Raw genomic sequence first — 19,706 nt, forward strand, 5'->3', positions numbered from 1 at the left:
CGCTCCACCATCTCCTCCAGCCCCGGCTCGTAGATGGGCAGGATGCCCTGGCGCAGGTTGTCTATCTTCTTTTGGTCGATGTCGATGCAGGTCACATCGATGCCCACCTCGGCAAAGCACGTGCCCGTCACCAGCCCCACGTACCCCGTACCAACTACTGCTATTCTCATAAGTTCGTTTGTTTTACTATTTCTGTTTGGAGCAAGTACCTCTAGCGAGAGAACTTTCCAAACAAACTTATGTATAAATGATTAAATATTCTCTTCTAATCCTTCGCAGTCGAGGGCTTCTCAACATCAATCAGCCCCTTCTTTTGGAGATGCTCCTGATACTCCTGGTAAAGTAATTCCCAAAAATGCTGCTGGTCATAACGCTCTACTATCATGCGACGAGCGTTCGCCTTTAGGTGCAAATATAATACATTGTCTATAAGCAGCCGTTCCATAGCCTCCAGCAGATTCTGCTCGTTCTTTGGCGGAATGATTAGCCCATTTTCTCCCTCCACGATAATCTCATTACAGCCATTTATGTCTGTAACAATACTCGGCAACTCAAAACAGCCCGCCTGCATTGGTACGTTAGGAAACCCTTCTCTGTAGGATGGAAAAGCAAGCGCATGGCTCAGTGCCAGGTATGGCCGCACCTCGTTCTGGTACCCGACTGACAGAATAGAAGCATTCTGCTCTATTTCCTGCAACGTTTCTGAGGGCAGTGGGTCCAGGTCTTGCTCCAGTGGCCCTACCAGTAATAACTTCACATGCCTATGGCGGGTTTGCAGCGCTTTGAAGGCAGAAACTAATTCGCGAACACCTTTATCCTTTACCAGCCGGCCAATAAATAAAAAGACAAAGTCATCAGGCTGTATACCTAACTCCTGCCTTAGCTGCTGTACCTGACTTTGCTCCAACGCCTCAGCACTGAAGAAGTGTGTGTTGATGCCATTACTACTTCCATTGCCAATTACCTTCACCTTTTGAGGACTGCAAAAGCCACTCTGAAGTATAAAATCTTTCAGTACTGTTGAGTTAGGATATACTTTGGTAGCACAGGCATACGTCAGTTTTTCCACAGCGTTTAAGATTTTGCGCGTTACACCGCTGGTTTCCATCAACGGCAAACCAGCTACTGTATGAAGACGCACTGGCACTCCCGCCAGCATACCACCTAACATGCCAATAATGCCTGCTTTGGGTGTGTGCGAATGGACAATCTCGGGCTTGTGTTTTTTGCAGAGCCTGTAAAACTGCCACAACGCTTTCAGATCCTGAACAGGCGTGATCTTGCGTGTCATGGGCACCAGCACATGCTCAGATTGCTGCTCCGCCACCACAGCCTTTGTCTCGGGGCCATCTGCTGAAATCATCAGTGGTTCAAAGCCTTTCAATCGCATATAAGGTAGCTGTCCGGTAATGAGCTTCTGTAAAGAAAGTGGGACTGTGGTGATTCTAAAAAGCTTTGGCATAATTACCCCTCCCCTGCCCTCCCCTAAAAACAGGGGAGGGTGGAGAAAATATGTTTTCACAAAGTTAGTAATAAAAGCAGCAGGTATATAACTCCCCTCCTTTGACAAGGAGGGGCAGGGGTGGTTAGATATTGTTAGTTTTAACATCTGTAACTTCAAAGTTTCCCTCCCGCACATACGCCTGAATCTCCTGCATAGTCATACTCACCATACCGTACTGTTTCTGTAACTGCTTAAAATGATGGATGATTACCCGAAGGTCTGCCATACTTTGCTCCGGATAATCCCCAAAATTATGCGGGTGCCACCAAAGGTGATAACACTCCTTTCGCTTGGCTGCTTCCGTCATTTCTTTTAAAATACGCTGTAGGCGAAGTTTGTCCAAAATAGGTTTGCTGCCGTTCACCGGCCTCAGAAATCTACTTGCTGGTATCGCCAGAGGCATTCCTTTTACGGGCTGCAGCGATGATAGCGGAAAGGAAGTTCTCTGACCCAGTGGCAAATAGCCATCGCCAGTACGGAAAATCTTGTTCAGAAGCTTATCTTCTACGGTGTCTTTCCAGAACCAATCTTTTGGGTTGGAGCGTGCGCTTGTTATCCCCTCCTCAAAGCACACCTTCAAATACTCCTGGTTAAATTGGTTGCGCGGAAACACCAATGAGACTGGAGCTGGGAGACTTTTAGCGATTGCTATTTGTTTGGCTGCTCTAAGATCCTCTCTAAACTGCTCCAACGTTTGCCCCTGTGCTTTACAATAGTAATGGCAGTAAGTATGCGTGGCCAACTCCTGGAAAGGAGTTTGGGGTATTTGCTTTACTAGTTCGGGAGCGAAGAAGTTAGCAGCAAGTGCGCTGTCCTGACCATATAGTTCCATCAAGCGATATGCAGATAGCTGCTTGTTTGTATATGCCGGTTGCTGTGTAGGGTTGTGCTCCTGCCACTCCTGCCAATTCTCTGCAAAAAGCATACCCACCGTAGCCCAGGTAACATGTACCTCCTCCTTCGCGAAAAGAGTTAGCAACTCTGGCACGATACGACGGGTATTGCTAAAGTAGTTCTGTTTTGTTTCCAGCGCTACTTTATCAAAAACGCCCCAATAAAGCTCAAAATCCAGGGAAATGGTGAAGACAGGTTTATTCTGCATTAGACTAAGCGTAAGCGTTTACGTGGCACATTAGTAATTGCTTCTCCTTCTTTTGTAATACCCATTTTCTTCAGCTGCTTATATTCCATAAAGGCCATAATTACAAAAAAGAAAAAATACATTACCATGCTCTTCTGCCGCATTGCAATACCTAAGTTAGACATCACAAAAGAAAGCGCTACAGACGAAGAGATAAAAATTACTAAGCTCATTTTTACTAATGAGGAAGAACTTTTTAAGAAGGGAATAAAATCTTTATCTACAATCTTTAATGCTAAAAGCAAATAGATTAGATTTTCAAAAGACACAAATACTCCTAATGCACCTGGAGCATCTACAAATAAAGGTCTAAACCAGAAGGTAAAGAGTTTGAGAGGGAGAGGGTAATTATTTATATCAACTCCTGAGCCAGCACTACTTAGGCCTTCAGCTCTTTTGGTAGCAAATCTATCAAAACTTCCTGTCAAATCATCTTCGTTCAAATTAGCAACAGCTAATATTTGATCAGACAACATTAAAACAGCAGCAGTAAATGCAGCATAAACAAGAAGTTTACGATATAGAGGTACCTTTTCTCTACCTGTAAAATATCCAATAATAGCTCCAATCCCTAAAAACATAAACATATGAGGGCGGATCATGAACACAATAGTAGAGCCTAATAACATTGCAAACAACCGTTTCATAGGAAACTGCATTGAGTAAGCAAAAAGACTTATACCAAGAAATATAAGGGAACCTTTACCCAATGATGAGGTCCAAAAGTGCATATTAGGTAGGAAGAGTAAAATCAAAAGCAAATCATACCCCCATACTTGCAGTTTTAGCTTGATATTTTCTCGAAAAAAAATATAAAAATGAACAAAACCTATATAGCCAAACCATGCGAATATAAGCATTGCCATTTCATAATTAAAACTTAAAGTATTTGTAAAAGGATAGGCAACAAATCGAATAAAGTTTGTACCGGTAGTCAATAAGTAAAACCAATTGCCATCCCAATACCCAGATGCCGACCTCTCAAAATAGTTGATAGAATCTGATCTATTAAATAGTGTATAAGTATAATATACTCCCCAAAAAAGGATATGATAAAAGTAGAGCCTATTCATCAGGGAAATAGAGAAGAAGGAAAACTTCTTCCTATAGCTCTTAAGAATAGCTTGGTTGATTACGAAGAGCAAAAAAAATAATATTATCGCACCGATCATTCCTGTCTAAAACAATTCCATATCTCCTAACGAATAACCCCAGTTATTCTGTCTGCTAAGTTCATCAAATACTTCAGCCTGCAAATTCACATTACGCAGTGTAATGATCGGGCCTTTGTCTATGACAGGTAGCAGGCCCATGCCAGGGTAAACACCACTTGTCAGTTCAAAGTGCCTTCCCGAAGCAGAAGTCAGGAAACAGGAATTGCTAATCTCCTTAAATGAATCTGCCAACGCGCTTTTACCTTTGCTATCAAAAGCCTTCTCATCTATGAGCAGGTCCACCACCCGCATCTCCTGTCCAAAGCTGTGAGGCTTGATACGGTAGAAAAGTACATAGGACTTATAATCAGATAGGAAGTAATAATCAAACAGCGGGTTATTCTGGTAGCGCCATTGAACGTAAACAGAGCTCAGATGAGTCAGTACTTTTCCGTCTCCCGCAACTGGGTTGGTAAGCTGTGGCAGGAGACCTGCCAGCTTTTGCCAGTCCTTTGTGGGAGCTTCGGGCACTATATGTCGCTTATAAGCAAAAGGGTTTACCTTCAGCTTCAATGCCATCTGCCCCATTTCGATCCACCCCATTTTCAGGTAACCAGGCTTGCTGCTTTCGTTGGGAGTATTATAAACTAAGTCTATTCCACTTTCTTTTGCGTCCGCCAGCCCTTTCAATGTTAATTTCTTAAAAATCCCTTTCCCCTGAAAATTTGGGTGCGTGGCCGTATCTACAGCTCGGATTGCCTGCAGTACTTGCCCTTTATACACCCACTGCCATCTCAGAAAAGCCCTTACCCCAACTACCTGCCCGTCTGTTTCCGCCACCAGCACCGGTGAGGCCCCATGTGGGTTCTCCACATGCTTCCAATTCCACAAGCGCTCTGACTTCTGGATTAGCCCTTCTCCCAAGGAAGACTTCAATAGTTCTACAATCGCTGGTATGTCCGCTTCTGTTCCTTTTCTTATTTGCATGGTGCATGCTCTTTATCCACCTACCCTTAGCCTCTCTCCTCCTTTAAATACAAATATAGCTCTTCCAGCTGCTTTGTCATTTTATCTATGCTGAAATCAGCTTGTACACGCGCGCGAGCACCTGCTGCGAGGGTTGCACGCAGCTCCTTGTTTTGCAGAAGCTGCACGCCGTAATCAGCCAGCTTCATATAGTCATCTGCTTCGCAGAGCAAGCCGCTTTTACCATCTTCGACCACTTCTCCTACACCGCCTGCTTTGGTGCTGATCACGGCGCACCCACAGCTCATGGCTTCAAGTAAGGCTATGGGAAGTCCTTCAAATATAGAGGACATCATGTAGATGTTTATAGCGCTGAAGTATGGCTTTACATCGGTTTTTAGGCCAGGCATGTGCAGGCGTTCTTCAATACCTAGTGCCTTTCTCTTAGCTAATAGCTCTTCCTTCAGCGGGCCGTCCCCAACTATAATGAAATGCGCCTCGGGCACTCTTTTCAGAATATCCGCTGTGATCTCCATCCATACATCTAGACGCTTCTGGAAGCGGAAAACAGAGACGGTACCGATAACAAGTGCATTTGCTGATATGCCTAGGTCCTGTCGAATCTGCTGGCCGGCCTGCTCGTCTCGCACAAAGTGCGCTGTATTCACGCCATTCAAAATGTTAAGCAAATAGGGTTTCTGTACTTTCTTGTTTAAGTTGTCTTGCTGCACAACTGGCAAAAAGAGTTCCTCAAAATTGGTTCCGGCATTTTTACGAATAGATTGCTGTACGTCATCCGATACAGCTACAGCAGCGTCCTGCCAACTAAAGCTAAGTTTGTTCAGCCAGTACGTTATCTTATTGTATCGTTCCCACTTGTTATGTTCTGTATAAACAACTGGCACTCCTGTATTCTTACCTACCAGTCTAGCAATTACACCGGCCCAAGGCAAATGACTGTGGATTACGTCGATCTGATGCTCCTGCACGTAGCGACTGATTTCTCTTACTCTCAGAAACATCTGCAGATTGCTCTTTGCCTTAAAGCAAACCACTTGTGAACCTAATACTTCTATCGCAGGCACCATTTGGTTTTTCCAAGGAAGAAAATAAGCAAAATGAAAATCAAATTGCTCCCGGTCATGCACCTTAAGCGTTTCTGGTAGGAGCATTTCGGCTCCGCCTCTGCCTAAAGATTTGATCAGGTGAAGAATTTTAATTTTATGGTTTGACACGTACAGCTCTACTTTCTATAATTATGATAAGCAATACCAGGATACAAAGGTATAGGTGCAATTTAAGACAAACTATGTCGCTCAATAATCTTCCTATAGGCTTCCTTAAATCTTACCGCTATTTGTGAATTCATGTATTCTTTAGTAACAAGATAAAATGCATTATAAATCTTTTGATTGACTATCTCCCCCCCGTTTAAAACTTCATGTACAGCTTTAATAAAACCTGATTTGTCATCTTTTTGAATTAGCCAACCTGTTTCACTATTCACTACTTCACTAATTCCTCCTACATTATTCGCAATAACAGGTGTCTTGCAATACATCGCCTCTAATATTACAGCAGGTAAACCTTCAATTAAACTTGGCATAAGGAAAGCTTCGGCATGTTGCAAAACTTGCAGCACATCATTTCGATAACCAGCAAATAGAATTCGACCTTTACTAGATAATCCTGAAACCTTACTTTCCAATTCTGTTCGTAAACGGCCATCTCCAATTACCATCAGAAAAACAGTTGGATCATTTTTAGCTACAGCATCAAAAATATCAATGAGGGTTTCATGATTTTTCTCAGGTACTAAGCTGCCAATATTGACAAGGACCCTGTAGTTACTAAAAATACTCATAAGATCACTAGGTGGCTCAGATGCGGTATTCTGTTCCTCAACCCCTATTGGTATTGTTGTAATTCTTGAAACTGGAAATTTGAATGTTTTTATAAAGTCCTTTTCACAAAGTTGACTTACTGATACAACTGCTTCTACTTGATTCACAAAGAAGCGATTTAAAAGGTACTTAGGTTTAGTGTCTATAAAATCACCCATTTTATTGGCATTCCTGAAAACTACAGGTGTATCCCATTTGTAAAACAGCTTACTTAAAATGGCAAACTTCAAAGTATCACCTGCATTTGCCTGTATTAGATCTGGCTGCTCACGTTTTACTAATTCAGCGAACGTTTTCCAAGCTTTAAAATCCCAAAGTCTCTTATTTAAGGGTCTTTTTAAATGACTGATCTTTCCTGTGAAGGGAAGTTCGGAAGTACCCTCAAACACTGAAATCAGGTGAACGGTTACACCTGATTCTTCTAAATGATTTGAAAGTTGTGATGCAAATATTTCGGCACCTCTAAGTTGAGGCTTCTGTAATAGCTGTAGAACCTTCATCTATTTTGTTTCTTCAATAATCTAGAATATAGATGCTCGTGCTGTTCTGCAACTACATCAATATTAAACTTCTTTATAGCTACATTGTGCGCTTTTAATCCCATTTTAGTTGCTTCATTATAGTTATTGTAAACCCAAAGCATCTGCTTAGCTAGATCAGTAGAATCAAACAAATTAAATAGTTTTGCTAATTCACCATTGCCGACCTGCTCCTCAATTACAGGGATCTTAGTAGCAACAATTGGTTTTGCAGCAAACATTGCTTCTACTAATGCCCCTCCTTGCCCTTCGTAGTGCGAAGGGAACACAAAACAATGCGCTTTTTGCAATAGTGATGGTACATCCTCCCTCGTACCCAAAAATTCAAAATGTTTAACTAAAGCAAGTTCTTTGACTTTGTGCGTGAACAAAGATTTATCAGGACCATCACCGGCTACCAATACCTTAAAATTCATATTACCTTTTTGTTTTAGAATATTTGCAGCGTTAATTAGCTCTAAATAACCTTTACGTTTAAGTAATCTAGCTACAGCAAGAAAAATAAAAGGTTCATCTGTGATTTCAGGATGCTTTATAGAGAAATTATTTGTAATTCTTCCGCGATAGATAACAGTGATTTTATTAGGATTAATATGAAGAGCTTTTGCATTTGTAACAGCAATACTATTTGTGATTGAAGTAAAGTGCGAAGCACTTCTTGCCGTTAGCCTATCTATTAACTTGTATATGTTTAGCTTAAAATTTTCATTTGATGTCTGTTGTTGATATCTTTCGACTGCATAAGAATCATTTACAAATGATCCAATGTGAAGGTTTTTTGTCTTGTAGAAAGCAACCCTTGTCAGTAATTCCGCTTTAAATAAGTTTGCATGAATTAATGCAGGTTCGAGCTCATTAACAACAGACCTGATTTTACTTATCCCTTTGAGTAGCCAAAATCTACCGGTTAAGTCTAACTCTATTACTTCTATCCCTTTTGAGATACATATAGTTTTTAAATCAGCATTTTTTGAAAATAGAGTGCATATTACAGGCCGGTAGTTTTTTAACCTAGAGGCTATCTCTATAATACTTTTTTCAGCACCACCTACTTGAAGTGTATCTATAATAAATAAGATAGTTTGCATTATAGAGATGTAGCTCTTTTGAGAAATTTAAAAGTTGCTTTTGCAAGGAATGATTTTCTTTCAGTAGCCATGTGCATATAGATCTGCCATAAAGCAACTTTAAAATCCTTATGGATGATATTCTGTGCTAATAAGTTTAATGCTCTTTCATTATAGCCATACACATAGCTTTGCACTGCCATTTTTAATACGAAAGTATCATGTACTTTAGCTTCTTTTAATAAAAGGTGTCTATACTTTTCGTACTGTCGGCCAAAAGCTAGAACAGCTCTTTCAGGATTATATACTCTTTCACCTGAGTGATGATGCACCTTCACTAATGGCTTAGAAACTACATCAAAGTTAGTATACTGGCAAACTTGAGTAAGAAAATCCCAATCCTGACCAGCAGGCATGTTAGGATCGAATTGAATGCTGTGATCTTTTATCACAGATCTTTTAATCATCAAGAAAGGGGTACCAGCTCCAATTCTATTTTTAAGCAATAAGTCTTGTAATATATTGCCCTTTAAATTTGGTACCCACTCGTTGTATTTAATGCCATCTCTGAAATCTATTCTTCCACAACTTACAACACCTAAATTTTCGACACCGCTAGATTTAAAACAATTGACCTGAAGAGTTACCTTGTCAGCCATATACTCATCATCAGAATCTAAAAAAGTTATATAATCACCATTAGATTCTGTTATTCCTTTATTTCTTGCTACACAGGCACCTTGATTTCTTTCAAGCTTGTAATATTTTATTCGAGCATCTTTGCTAATAAAGTCTTCCACTACTTGCTGCGTATTATCATTCGAAGCGTCATCAACAATTAGTAATTCCCAGTTACTATAGGTTTGATTTAACACACTCTCAACAGCTCTAGTTAACATGCTTTCCCTGTTGTGAGTTGGCATAACAATAGAAACTAGTTCTTCCATAAAATTACATATTATAGTTCAGTTGGAGTTTTAATATGAGGCGCTTTCATTAGTGGAGTGAATACTTTCCAAGATGTCTAATATCCTTTGCTTATCAACATCTTTTGAAAACTTCGTTCTTACTGTTGCGATAGCATTTCTAGACATTTGATTGTATAAATTTACATTGTTTTCTAATTCAAGGAATTTTAATGATTGTGTGAATATGTCATTTTGAGGAGTCAGATAGCCATTATATCCGCTCGAAATAATATCTGCAACTCCACCTGAAGAACAAGTAATAACTGGCAAACCATAGGAAAGCCCCTCTATTAAGCTAATACCTAATGCTTCTTCCTGATTTGTTTGTGGGTCCTTTCGTTGGTGAGCTACAATTACATCATGCTCCTTTAGGCGTTCTAAAACTTCAGCATGTGGCTTTGACCCTAACATGAAAATTTGGTCACTATAATTTGATTCAGACACTACTCGCCTACACTCCTTTTCTAAAGCACCGCTTCCAATTACAGTTAGAGTTCCTTTGAATCCTTTCTCTTTAGCAAGTATAAATGCTTTGATTGTCTCGACAGGGCCTTTACAGGCTATTAATCTTCCGACAAAGAGCAATCTTAAACCTCCGCTTTTTCTTTCCTCTTTGATTATCTCTTTTGACTCAAGCCCAAAATACTTGATATAAATTCTCTTTGGGTCAATTCCCGCTTTTTCGAGCTGCGACTTAGTAAAACTAGAATTAGCTATAAAATATACATAATCTTTTATTGAGTCCAGTTTCTCAAAAAAATCTTTATCATACTGCTTTTCTCCAGATTTCGGATCAACGTAATCCCAAATGATATCCCTTCCATGACAGAAAATTAAAAAAGGAATATCTTGGGTTTTGATGAATCGGTGAAATCTTAGTGCAAAATCTAAGAAATTACAAGATATAAAATTGATTTTGTGTTTATTTACGATTTGTTGAAGCTTCAGAGGATAAGTAATAGATTCGTTAAAGTTTGGGGAAAATCTGCGAATTACTCGGTTCCAAAAACTATTCAGATTATAGATATTATTCTGTTCCTTCACATTATTGAATGCATATGCATCAATAATGTTTTTCATTGTAGATAGTTGAATATTTTGCCACCCAATATTTGTAAGTGATTGATAGGGAGAAATAAATAGTCCCCTGTAAGGCTTTAAAGATTCTGCACCATATGTATGCATGGGAGTTTTGCTATTATTCTTCATAGCTTAAAGTGGGATGTATATCAATCTTTATCAATGAGGCGGCTAAATGAGAGCTAGAATTTAAATCTTTTAAAATGATAAATTGATAAAGCCATAGTCATTGCATATTTCATAATAATATTGGTATGCTTTGCACGTACATATTCTATGATGATATTGAAAAAGGGTCTCGCCTCCACTCTTTCATAGTTCTTAAAAGTCGAGTAATTTTTAAGGGCAAAAAGGTTTGCAGAACTTCTATTACGATTAGCAATTCTGTTATCATTGTGTACTCTTCGATAGGCTATTGGTTTATCTATTATACCTGCCACAATGTTTCCAAAATGAGCTACTCTGTACCATAGATGTGTATCTTGATGTAACTTTAAGTCCGTATCGAATAAGCCTGTTTTATTTAATAGACTTTTTCTTAAAGTGATAGCATTAGTGGTAAATGCACCTTTATTTGTCGCGAGATTGTATAGTAAATTGTTATTAACATATTTAATGTTAATAGTCGTTAGATCTTTAGTAAATATATTTTTATCATGATAGAAATATCCAGTCGCACCATAAACTCCATCAACATTTTTATTTGTAGCTAAAACCTCAGATTCGACTGTAAATCTATTTGGAAGGTACCAATCATCAGCATCTAGAAAAGCAATAAACTCAAAGCGAGATTTTTCAATACCTAAATTTCTGCTTGCTCCAGCCCCTTTGTTCTCTTCATTTGGATGTCTATAGAGTTTTACCTTGTCATATTCCCTCACCAACTGATAACATATTTCTAAGGCATTATCAGGTGATTTATCTTCGACAAGAATAACTTCTCCCACTTCTTCAAGATGAACAGCAGACTCTACAGCATTTCTAAGAAACTTTTCTGCGTTATAGACAGGAATTATAACTGATACTTTAAATAAATTCATTTATATTGAATGCTGATGTGCTTCTTTAGCTTCTCCCACATTAATTTTGAGCGTTCCTTTTGCTTCTGTATAGTATCTGCCTGCTCATTTCGAAAAGCAGCTTTGCCTTTAGATAAAAATATAGAAATTAGATTCTTTACATTACCAAAATCATAGTTACGAATATCAATCAAGGCATCTTCCTGGTCATATTCTTTCATCAATATTTGGTATTTATGAGACCAAGATGTCGTAATAGCTGGTACGCCTTGAGATAAAGCACTCACTAGTCCATGAAATCTAGAAACGATAATCAAATCAGCTGATTTGATTCGATTCTTAATCTTAATTGGATCAAACTCCTCCACAATCGGGTCGTTCAGGGCTAATGATCTATTAAGCTCTTTAGCAATCTCTTTATCTCTTTCCCCTTCGTGTATCAAATAATAAACTTTTTTATCCTGATTTTTTAAGAAAATTCTCACTTTGATTAGAAAGCTCATATAGGCCTCTTTATCTTGGGTAAACATCTTATAATTCGGGATAAGGCATATCTCTCCTTCAGGATAATTCTGTTCTGGACCAGCATCAACTAAATTTGTAAAGTCCGGAGCGAGTATAAATTTTTGCTGTAGCCCATAAGCATTAATCATATATTCCATGGACTGCTCGTCTCTTACAAATACAAGATCAGACTTATCCAACACCTTGTTGAAAGAGCGCCTTACCTTATCATCATCGAAAGGTCCGAGAGCCTGAGGTAGCAAGATACTTTTTGCGTTTCTGGAAGTTTTTCCAGCCAGTACATTCTGAAATCTCCTCAACGGTTTGTTTGCTCCCCAAAAATCACCATATGCAAATCCAGAACCATCTAATATTACATCCACCTCTTCATCTAAAATTATATTAAATGATCTGCGGACAGTCTTAGGTAAGTGTTTTATTAATTTAAACACTACAGCTTTCTTACCTAAATTAGGTGGTAAATAGAAAAGCCCTAACTCTTTAGCTTTCCTGTATCCAACTCCTCCAGAATCCCAGGATATGGCAAGTGTTATGTTGTGCTGATTAAACTGCTGTTTTACTGCTTCTAGCATTAGGTGTGCTCCTTTGTTCTCGACACCCATTCCCTTTAGCTCTATAATCATTTTATAGAAATTTTCTAATTTGGTTTAAATCTCTTTTTTCTGAAAACGCTACCATTCCTTCGGGATCAGGAAATCCTACTCCTATACACATAATTGGCCTTTGATGTGGTCCTAACTTCAAAAATTTCTCCATCTTTTGCTCCCTACTTTCTATATCGGGCCAATTTATAGAAACAGAGCCCAAGCCCAGTGTTTCTAGAGCTAACATCAAAGACATATTTGCTAATGAAGCATCGATATATATAAGATGTCTATCTCTCTCATCAAAATAACTATCCAAATTTCCTACAACAACAATAAAAGTTTGAATACTATGTGCATAACCAGTGGTTCCCATAGGCAGTTTTACTGCTTCTTTAACCAATTCTGGATTATCAATAATATAGTATTCGAAAGGCTGTCTATTACAAGCTGAAGGAGCCTGCGAAGCTACTAAAATCGCTTTATCAATTAACTCACGAGGTACTGGTCTAGTCAAGAACCATCTTACTGATCTACGGTATTTATTAAGCTTATAGAAGTCTTCATAGCTTATATTTGGTTTTAAGCTCTCGTTTCTATGATAAGGTATTTTAATAAATTCACACTGTAAATTAGCTAATTTACCATTTAAGCTTTGTTTAAATGAATCATATCGCTCTTTTTCTTTAATAACGACTTTATCTTCACCCGAAGTATTAAAATAGGAATCTAATACATCAGTAAACCAAGCTAATTGAGAAGGGCTATCAGTTTGTTTAGTTACAACTCCAATATAAGAGTCAACAGTTTCTCTGATATAATCTTTGGCAAAAACAGCACGTCTCGGTCGCATCAACAACCCTTTCTCAATTCTGTGGATGTTTCGTACAAGCAGAAAATAATTTGCCTTTTCTACTTGTGCTTCCCTCATATGTTTGACTTTACCCGCTAACACAGCCTTATTCTCCCTCCTGAATGCTGACGAGAAGAAGAAATAATAAACTGCTGACATCAAAGAACTCTTATAACAATACTTAGGAAGTTGGAGCTCTACAAAGCTTTTTTTGTGTGAATTATATTTATTAATTATACTTCTTATCATTTTTCTTATTACATTTTTTGGTTTCTAAAGGAGCGTACTTGGTGCAGTAATTCTTTGCCAATCATCAAGTAAACTATCAATGTATAAATCATTAAAGAAGCCGCCGCACTAACTGGCCAAAATATCTTTAATTTAAAGTACAATAAATAACCCACTCCTAATCCAAGAATAAGCCCAAAGCTACTTGGTTTAATGGCTATCAACAATCTTGAAAATGATATATTTAAAAGCTTCTTTAGGTAGTATTGTGCAATAAAAACACTCAGTACTTTATTAATCAAAATAGCCATTGCAGCACCCACTGTACCATATAGTTTTGTACCTAAAAAAATCAAAGGTACATAAAGCACTAAAGATTTGAAGAGCTGTAGTTTAAATTCTAATCCTGGTTTTCCCATTCCTCTTATCAAAGAAGTATTAGAACTTACCATCAAGTGAAAAACTACAGATACTGAAAGGATTTGAACAGGTATAATTGCATCTAACCATTTTTCACCAAAGAATCCAGAAATGATAGGTGATGCAAACAACATCATCACCATCATGATGGGATAGATAATAATTGCATTGTATTCAACTACTTTAAGATAATACAAAGTTAAAGATTTTACATCATCTTGCTTCTTGCCATAAATAGGATACATAACAGTATTCATAACAGACATTAATTGACCTCTAAATGTATCTGTTAGAGTAAATGCTAAAGTATAGACACCCAATGCCGAAGCAGAAAGAAGTTTCCCTATTATAAGATAGTCGAACTTACTGATTAAATTATTGAAGACTTGTGTGCCCATAGTATTAACGCCAAACCCAAAAATCTCTGTAAATGCCTCTTTTTGCCAGATCAATTTAGGTTTCCATCTTGTAGCCTTGAAATACATAGGCATCGCTACTACAAACGTAGCAACAGAATTGAAAACCAACGCCCAAACCCCAAAACCCGAAAAAGCTAGTATTAATGATAGTATTCCAGAGAAAATGCTACTAAAGTTACTTATATAAGTAAGCCTTCTAAAATCAAGTTGTTTAGTGAGTTGGGCTCTATGCACTAGATTGATTGGACTTGCTAACACACCTAGGCTAAGTACTGGAATAATTTGCTCCATAACAGGCTCTTTATAGAATTCAGCTGCCAATGGAGCTACAATCAAAGCGATTAAAATGTATAATGCTATTGACCAAGTAATACCCGTCCAAAAGGAAGTATGATAATGCTCTTCTCTTAAATCTTCTTCTTTGCGTTGTACTAAAGCAGCGCCAAATCCCAAATCATTAAAAACCTGAACAAAACTCGTAAAAACAGCTGCCATTCCTACTAATCCAAATTGCTCAGGAAATAGGATCTTAGCTAAAACAAGCTTAATAACAAAAGAGAAAGACCGGTTAACTATTAATTGAACTGTGTTCCAGATAATACCAGTTATAACCTTACCTTTTAAGGTTTTTGTATTCATGTAAATTTTATATAATTAGGCGAGAGCAAATAATCAATTTATTTGAATCCTGTTTATACCTCCTCTAAATTGTACTGCTTACACCTCCAGCTAAAATATGGCACCTTCATATGCAATTATGAACTCAGTCTTTACTTAATTGCATTTTTTATATTTTAAGGTATAAATACTACAACCTTGCATCAGTCAACGCCTTTGGCAGCACTCCCTTCACATCATAAATTACTGCATTCGGCTTGCTTAGCTTACTCAAATCAAGCTGCTCGAACACCTTATGCGATACTGCTAGGATAACGGCATCATATGCAATAGAATTGTCTAGACTTGTTACAGAGTCCCAGCTATACTCATGCTTCACTTCTGCGGGCTCAGCCCAGGGATCATAGATCGTGATATTAGTTTGAAAATCCTTTAATGTGTGCAGGATATCTACCACCTTCGTATTGCGCACGTCTGGACAGTTCTCCTTGAAAGTAATACCTAACACTAGGATATTGGCTCCTTTCACAGGTATGTCTTTCTTTACCATCAGCTTTATCACCTCATGCGCCACATACTCCCCCATGCCGTCGTTCAAGCGACGGCCAGCTAAAATAATCTCAGGATGGTAGCCTACTTCCTGCGCTTTCTGTGCCAAGTAATACGGGTCTACCCCAATACAGTGCCCTCCCACCAGGCCCGGCTTAAATCCCAAGAAGTTCCACTTTGTACCAGCGGCCTGCAAAACATCATTAGTGTCAATATTAAGGCGGTTGAAGATTTTGGCTAATTCGTTTACAAAAGCAATGTTTATATCGCGCTGGGCATTCTCTATTACTTTTGCGGCCTCTGCTACTTTAATTGAGGTGGCTTTATGGGTACCGGCTGTGATTACCGTATTGTAAAGTGCATCTACTTTATCTGCAACCTCTGGTGTAGAGCCTGATGTTATTTTTAAAATTTTGGCAACAGTGTGTTCCTTATCGCCCGGATTAATTCGTTCCGGAGAGTAGCCTACAAAAAAGTCTGCGTTAAACTTCAGGCCTGACACCTCCTCCAGTACTGGCACACATTCCTCCTCTGTTACACCCGGATAAACGGTTGACTCGTAAACTACTATATCATCCTTCTTCAACACCTTCCCTACTGTCTCGCTGGCTTTGTAAAGTGGTGTAAGGTCTGGGCGATTGTGCCTATCAACAGGGGTAGGCACCGTAATAATAAAATAGTTACACTGCTGAATATCTTCTAGCTTGTTTGTGCAGAATAGACCTTTCTCAATTGTGCAGTCTTGTGTAATTACCTCCGCCAATAATTCATTTGAGACCTCTAAAGTATGGTCGTGGGATTGGTTAAGCTCTTCTATTCTTTGCTGATTGATATCAAAACCAAGGGTCTTAAACTGCTTCGCAAACTCAACAGCCAAGGGCAGTCCTACATAACCTAATCCAATTATTGCTATTCTAGCGTTTCCTAAATCAGTTCTAGTTACTTTAGCCATTATTCCTTGTAAAGTTATATTAATAAGACAATCTCATTTCAACTGACTAATCCTACAAAAGGTATGAGTTCTTTATTCGGTATAGACAATACCTCCTTAGCATAATATGTGCTATGTAAATGACAAATTTACAGTTATCATTTGGGATATGCCTCCATTAGGTAAGATTAAAACACTTGAAATCGCTTTTTAATTAGATCTGCTTCAGAGTATGATGGTAAAAATAACTAAATGAGTTGATTAGTATATGAAGCAGGTCTAACTTTATAACATTGAGCCGGACAAAGTAAAAAATCTATTAATTAGATTGGAGTGTCCTTTTGATATTTCATAATTCGTGATACGAGACAACCAGGAATTAGCTTATAACCTAAATTCATAATAAGTATTAGAAGTCACCTCAAAAATACCTGAGCACGATTTTCATACAGGTCAGCCGAAGAAAGACCAGATAGTTCTCAGCTTTATACTCATGCCTGACCTGCGTTTTTCTAAAGTTATAGAGCTAGGCAAGGAAGCGCTACGCCTTCCATCTTTTGCGATAGCGCCAGAGCTTTCGGCCCCTCTAGTCTTTCCCTTGACTCTATTTTTTCGGTGCAAGGCGATAGTTTTACACCCTTTTGCCTGAGTTTCTCATCCAGCGGATCTAGGTCATAGGCCCTGTTGCCGATCAACCGCTGAGCATGGGCTCTTTGAAGCGTTCTTCCATCACCTGCTCTACCAGCCCTACTTCGTGCGGAGTTACGGAGCGAACTGAGAAAGAAAGCACAGGACCTGCAGCATTGAGTGACTACCATACGTTTTGTGCCTTTACCCGTATTTAATCTCTCCAACAACAGCGCCCCCACCATGCCTTGCTGTTGCCACTGCTGGAACCTTCTGTGACAGGTCTGATAAAGTGGAAACCGTGCCGGTAAGCCCTTTTAGTGGCACCGGTGCGTAAGATCCACAAACCCCCTTCCGGCACCTGTCGCTTGTCCGAAGCTGGCTTGCCGCGACTATCTGCCCGTTTCACAGCATCCGGTAGCAAATCCTTTAGCTTCTCATTGGTTAACTCTATGATAAGCTAAAAAGAGAATCCAAAGTCTAATTCCTATTTTCGGAATAGCTCCCATATACATTAAGAGAACTTATACAAGTCTATTTATCAATAAATTCAGTAAGTCAATACATAGGATCAAGAAGTTAGAAGGTGTGTTGCCTTGAGAGAAAGTCAGAATAGGACATTGAATAGTGGCACACCCTAATTTACAGGCTCATATATAATAAAGTATATGAGCCTGTAAATTAGGTAATCTAAAGTTGCTTATGTGCAATAGATTTAAAACCAGCATTAAAAAAACTTTGATAAATTTGGTTTTCCAGTATTTTCCCAACAGTTAAGTCAGCGCCTACTTTAGTTAAATGGTTGTTATCCCAGAGAAAAGGGGTGTCGCCAACATGCATAAAAGAGGCAGGATTAGATTCTAAAACAGAGGCATAATTACTTTTAAACTCCCTGTTTAGAATCTCATTGATTTGATAAATCTCTTTGTTTATGTAGCTGTTTCTGAGTTTTAAGTCATACTCGTGCTCTCTTGCTACTATTGTTGGGTAAGGAATAACATAAACATCTGTCTGACCGATTATAATTGTGCTTATGTTATGTTTCTCAAGATAAGAGATAGTCTCAGCCATGTATTTGATGAGCTTTTCAGTGGTAGTAACAGAACTCATCGCTTTTACCCAGTTCGCGCTTAGTATAACTCCATCTATATGGTCAGCATTGTTAGGGATAAAGTCTCTGTAGGCGTAATCCATGACTTCTTTAAACCTGCTATTGCCAAAGGGCTCAAGAGTAGGGAAGCCTCCACTTGATGCGATTAAATAGAGACGGCTATCATTACTTTCAAGGTGTTCTCTCAGGGATGCTGAAAGGTGGGCTGCATGGCTATCACCAATGAGTAGAAAATTTTTCTTATCCTTATCTAGGTTTAAACAGACATTCTGTTTGTAGTCTTTTATTCCGGTATGCTTTGATGTAAGGAAACATTCACCAGTACTCATTAAGCTATCTATCTCACTCTGGTGGCTTGAGCGATAGCTCGCAATTTCTAATGTCTTACGTTTAAACAACACGTGATTTGTGCTATAATAGCTAAGGGCTGTAGCACTAATAAAAAGAATGCACATGCCAGCAATAATCGGTGTAATACTATTGAATTTATAGGATTCAATGTAAGTATAAGAAACGTACCCTAAAACGAAAGATATAAGGGTGAGTAAAAAGCCTGATATCCAACCTGCTTCAACTCCAAAATAAAGCGCTATAACATAAATTGGCCAGTGCCATAAGTACAGAGAGTATGAAATCCGGCCAATAAACTGGACACTTTCATGCCTTATTATTCTAAAGTCACTATAGTTTGCTACTATCACTAAGAATGTTGCCAGAACAGGGATAATAGTATAAACTCCTGGCCAAACCATGGAAGGATCGAGAACTAACAGGGACACCAAAATTAACAGATATCCTACTATTGCTGTAACCTTCCTACTTATGTGGCTTTTAAGTACTCTTTCTGAAAATAAGGCAACCCCGCCTGCAAGCATTTCCCAAGATCTGGTAGGAAGTAGGTAGAAAGAGGAAGTTGGGTTGTAGTTTGAATAAATAATGGAAGCAATAAGTATCACCAGTGTAGAACCAGTGAAGAACACAACAAAGGTCTTTTGCTTTTTTAATAACCTTTTTAATATAATTAGAGCGATAGGGTATAGTAAGTAAAACTGCCACTCAACAGACAAAGACCAAGTGTGCAGAAGGATATTGGTGTCAGAAGAAGGGGCAAAGTAATCAGCACTTTGCCAGTACAATATGTTGGAATAAAACAGCAAGCTAGCTGCAGCGTTCCGTTGATTTAGTCTGTAATCTTCGGGTAGATAAACAAAGAAGCCTACTATTGTAAGCACAATAACAAGAAACAACAGTGCAGGGACAATTCTGTTTAACCTTTTTACAATGTAATCCTTATAGGAAAATTCATCCCTTCCTATCGATCCGAGAATTATTCTAGTCATCAAGTAGCCAGAGATGACGAAGAAAATATCTACACCTGTGAATCCACCTTCTAAATAGGGAACTTTGTAGTGGAAAAACAGCACTCCTAGTACAGCAATAGCTCTAAGGGCATTTATGTCATACCTAAAGCTATTCTTAGGCAGGCTTTCAATCGTCAT

General features: G+C 38.6%; 16 protein-coding genes. All 16 read right to left on the reverse strand.

Annotated features, from left to right (window positions below; translation table 11 throughout):
• On the reverse strand, positions 1-170 hold a 170-nt coding region (locus C8N40_RS21680; RefSeq protein WP_211318168.1), incomplete at its 3' end, for a 3-hydroxyacyl-CoA dehydrogenase NAD-binding domain-containing protein.
• A gap of 95 nt (positions 171-265) precedes the next feature.
• A complete protein-coding gene (locus C8N40_RS21685) occupies positions 266-1,609 on the reverse strand; it encodes a glycosyltransferase family 4 protein (protein WP_245905227.1) in 1,344 nt (447 codons plus the stop codon).
• Positions 1,587-2,606, reverse strand: coding sequence for a polysaccharide deacetylase family protein (locus C8N40_RS21690; protein ID WP_108213911.1), 1,020 nt, complete (start codon positions 2,604-2,606; stop codon positions 1,587-1,589). The genes C8N40_RS21685 and C8N40_RS21690 overlap by 23 nt, the downstream gene beginning before the upstream one ends.
• The gene (locus tag C8N40_RS21695) at positions 2,606-3,583 is read right to left on the reverse strand and encodes a hypothetical protein (RefSeq protein WP_211318164.1); all 978 of its coding nucleotides are present in this window, start codon (positions 3,581-3,583) and stop codon (positions 2,606-2,608) included. Before C8N40_RS21695 ends, C8N40_RS21690 begins: the two co-directional genes overlap by 1 nt.
• A 240-nt stretch (positions 3,584-3,823) precedes the next feature.
• A complete protein-coding gene (locus C8N40_RS21700) occupies positions 3,824-4,786 on the reverse strand; it encodes a GNAT family N-acetyltransferase (RefSeq protein ID WP_108213913.1) in 963 nt (320 codons plus the stop codon).
• Between the two features lie 26 nt (positions 4,787-4,812).
• Complete coding sequence (locus C8N40_RS21705) at positions 4,813-6,000, reverse strand: glycosyltransferase (protein WP_245905228.1); 1,188 nt, start codon at positions 5,998-6,000, stop codon at positions 4,813-4,815.
• A gap of 62 nt (positions 6,001-6,062) precedes the next feature.
• A complete protein-coding gene (locus C8N40_RS21710) occupies positions 6,063-7,169 on the reverse strand; it encodes a glycosyltransferase (protein WP_108213915.1) in 1,107 nt (368 codons plus the stop codon).
• Positions 7,166-8,296, reverse strand: coding sequence for a glycosyltransferase (locus C8N40_RS21715; protein WP_108213916.1), 1,131 nt, complete (start codon positions 8,294-8,296; stop codon positions 7,166-7,168). The genes C8N40_RS21710 and C8N40_RS21715 overlap by 4 nt, the downstream gene beginning before the upstream one ends.
• Complete coding sequence (locus C8N40_RS21720) at positions 8,296-9,222, reverse strand: glycosyltransferase family 2 protein (protein WP_108213917.1); 927 nt, start codon at positions 9,220-9,222, stop codon at positions 8,296-8,298. The genes C8N40_RS21715 and C8N40_RS21720 overlap by 1 nt, the downstream gene beginning before the upstream one ends.
• 30 nt (positions 9,223-9,252) lie before the next feature.
• On the reverse strand, positions 9,253-10,452 hold the full coding sequence (locus C8N40_RS21725; protein WP_108213918.1) for a glycosyltransferase family 4 protein: 1,200 nt from the start codon (positions 10,450-10,452) through the stop codon (positions 9,253-9,255).
• Between the two features lie 53 nt (positions 10,453-10,505).
• Positions 10,506-11,363, reverse strand: a complete 858-nt coding sequence (locus tag C8N40_RS21730; protein ID WP_108213919.1) for a glycosyltransferase family 2 protein — start codon at positions 11,361-11,363, stop codon at positions 10,506-10,508.
• Positions 11,360-12,490 (reverse strand): polysaccharide pyruvyl transferase family protein, encoded by a 1,131-nt coding sequence (locus tag C8N40_RS21735; protein WP_108213920.1) that lies wholly within the window; start codon positions 12,488-12,490, stop codon positions 11,360-11,362. The genes C8N40_RS21730 and C8N40_RS21735 overlap by 4 nt, the downstream gene beginning before the upstream one ends.
• A gap of 1 nt (position 12,491) precedes the next feature.
• The gene (locus C8N40_RS21740; RefSeq protein ID WP_245905229.1) at positions 12,492-13,382 is read right to left on the reverse strand and encodes a nitroreductase family protein; all 891 of its coding nucleotides are present in this window, start codon (positions 13,380-13,382) and stop codon (positions 12,492-12,494) included.
• Between the two features lie 179 nt (positions 13,383-13,561).
• Complete coding sequence (locus C8N40_RS21745) at positions 13,562-15,010, reverse strand: lipopolysaccharide biosynthesis protein (RefSeq protein WP_108213922.1); 1,449 nt, start codon at positions 15,008-15,010, stop codon at positions 13,562-13,564.
• A 169-nt stretch (positions 15,011-15,179) separates the two neighbouring features.
• Complete coding sequence (locus C8N40_RS21750; protein ID WP_108213923.1) at positions 15,180-16,490, reverse strand: nucleotide sugar dehydrogenase; 1,311 nt, start codon at positions 16,488-16,490, stop codon at positions 15,180-15,182.
• 1,296 nt (positions 16,491-17,786) lie between these two features.
• Positions 17,787-19,706 (reverse strand): acyltransferase family protein, encoded by a 1,920-nt coding sequence (locus C8N40_RS21765; protein ID WP_108213926.1) that lies wholly within the window; start codon positions 19,704-19,706, stop codon positions 17,787-17,789.

The organism is Pontibacter mucosus (assembly GCF_003054055.1).
Taxonomy (GTDB): Bacteria; Bacteroidota; Bacteroidia; order Cytophagales; family Hymenobacteraceae; genus Pontibacter; species Pontibacter mucosus.

Excerpts from the sequence above, each read along its gene's own strand:
- C8N40_RS21725 (WP_108213918.1), bottom strand. The coding sequence starts at position 10,452 with ATGAAGAATAATAGCAAAACTCCCATGCATACATATGGTGCAGAATCT.
- C8N40_RS21750 (WP_108213923.1), bottom strand. The coding sequence starts at position 16,490 with ATGGCTAAAGTAACTAGAACTGATTTAGGAAACGCTAGAATAGCAATA.
- C8N40_RS21700 (WP_108213913.1), bottom strand. The coding sequence starts at position 4,786 with ATGCAAATAAGAAAAGGAACAGAAGCGGACATACCAGCGATTGTAGAA.
- C8N40_RS21740 (WP_245905229.1), bottom strand. The coding sequence starts at position 13,382 with ATGAGGGAAGCACAAGTAGAAAAGGCAAATTATTTTCTGCTTGTACGA.
- C8N40_RS21685 (WP_245905227.1), bottom strand. The coding sequence starts at position 1,609 with ATGTTAAAACTAACAATATCTAACCACCCCTGCCCCTCCTTGTCAAAG.
- C8N40_RS21690 (WP_108213911.1), bottom strand. The coding sequence starts at position 2,606 with ATGCAGAATAAACCTGTCTTCACCATTTCCCTGGATTTTGAGCTTTAT.
- C8N40_RS21720 (WP_108213917.1), bottom strand. The coding sequence starts at position 9,222 with ATGGAAGAACTAGTTTCTATTGTTATGCCAACTCACAACAGGGAAAGC.
- C8N40_RS21730 (WP_108213919.1), bottom strand. The coding sequence starts at position 11,363 with ATGAATTTATTTAAAGTATCAGTTATAATTCCTGTCTATAACGCAGAA.
- C8N40_RS21765 (WP_108213926.1), bottom strand. The coding sequence starts at position 19,706 with ATGACGATTGAAAGCCTGCCTAAGAATAGCTTTAGGTATGACATAAAT.
- C8N40_RS21715 (WP_108213916.1), bottom strand. The coding sequence starts at position 8,296 with ATGCAAACTATCTTATTTATTATAGATACACTTCAAGTAGGTGGTGCT.
- C8N40_RS21745 (WP_108213922.1), bottom strand. The coding sequence starts at position 15,010 with ATGAATACAAAAACCTTAAAAGGTAAGGTTATAACTGGTATTATCTGG.
- C8N40_RS21710 (WP_108213915.1), bottom strand. The coding sequence starts at position 7,169 with ATGAAGGTTCTACAGCTATTACAGAAGCCTCAACTTAGAGGTGCCGAA.
- C8N40_RS21735 (WP_108213920.1), bottom strand. The coding sequence starts at position 12,490 with ATGATTATAGAGCTAAAGGGAATGGGTGTCGAGAACAAAGGAGCACAC.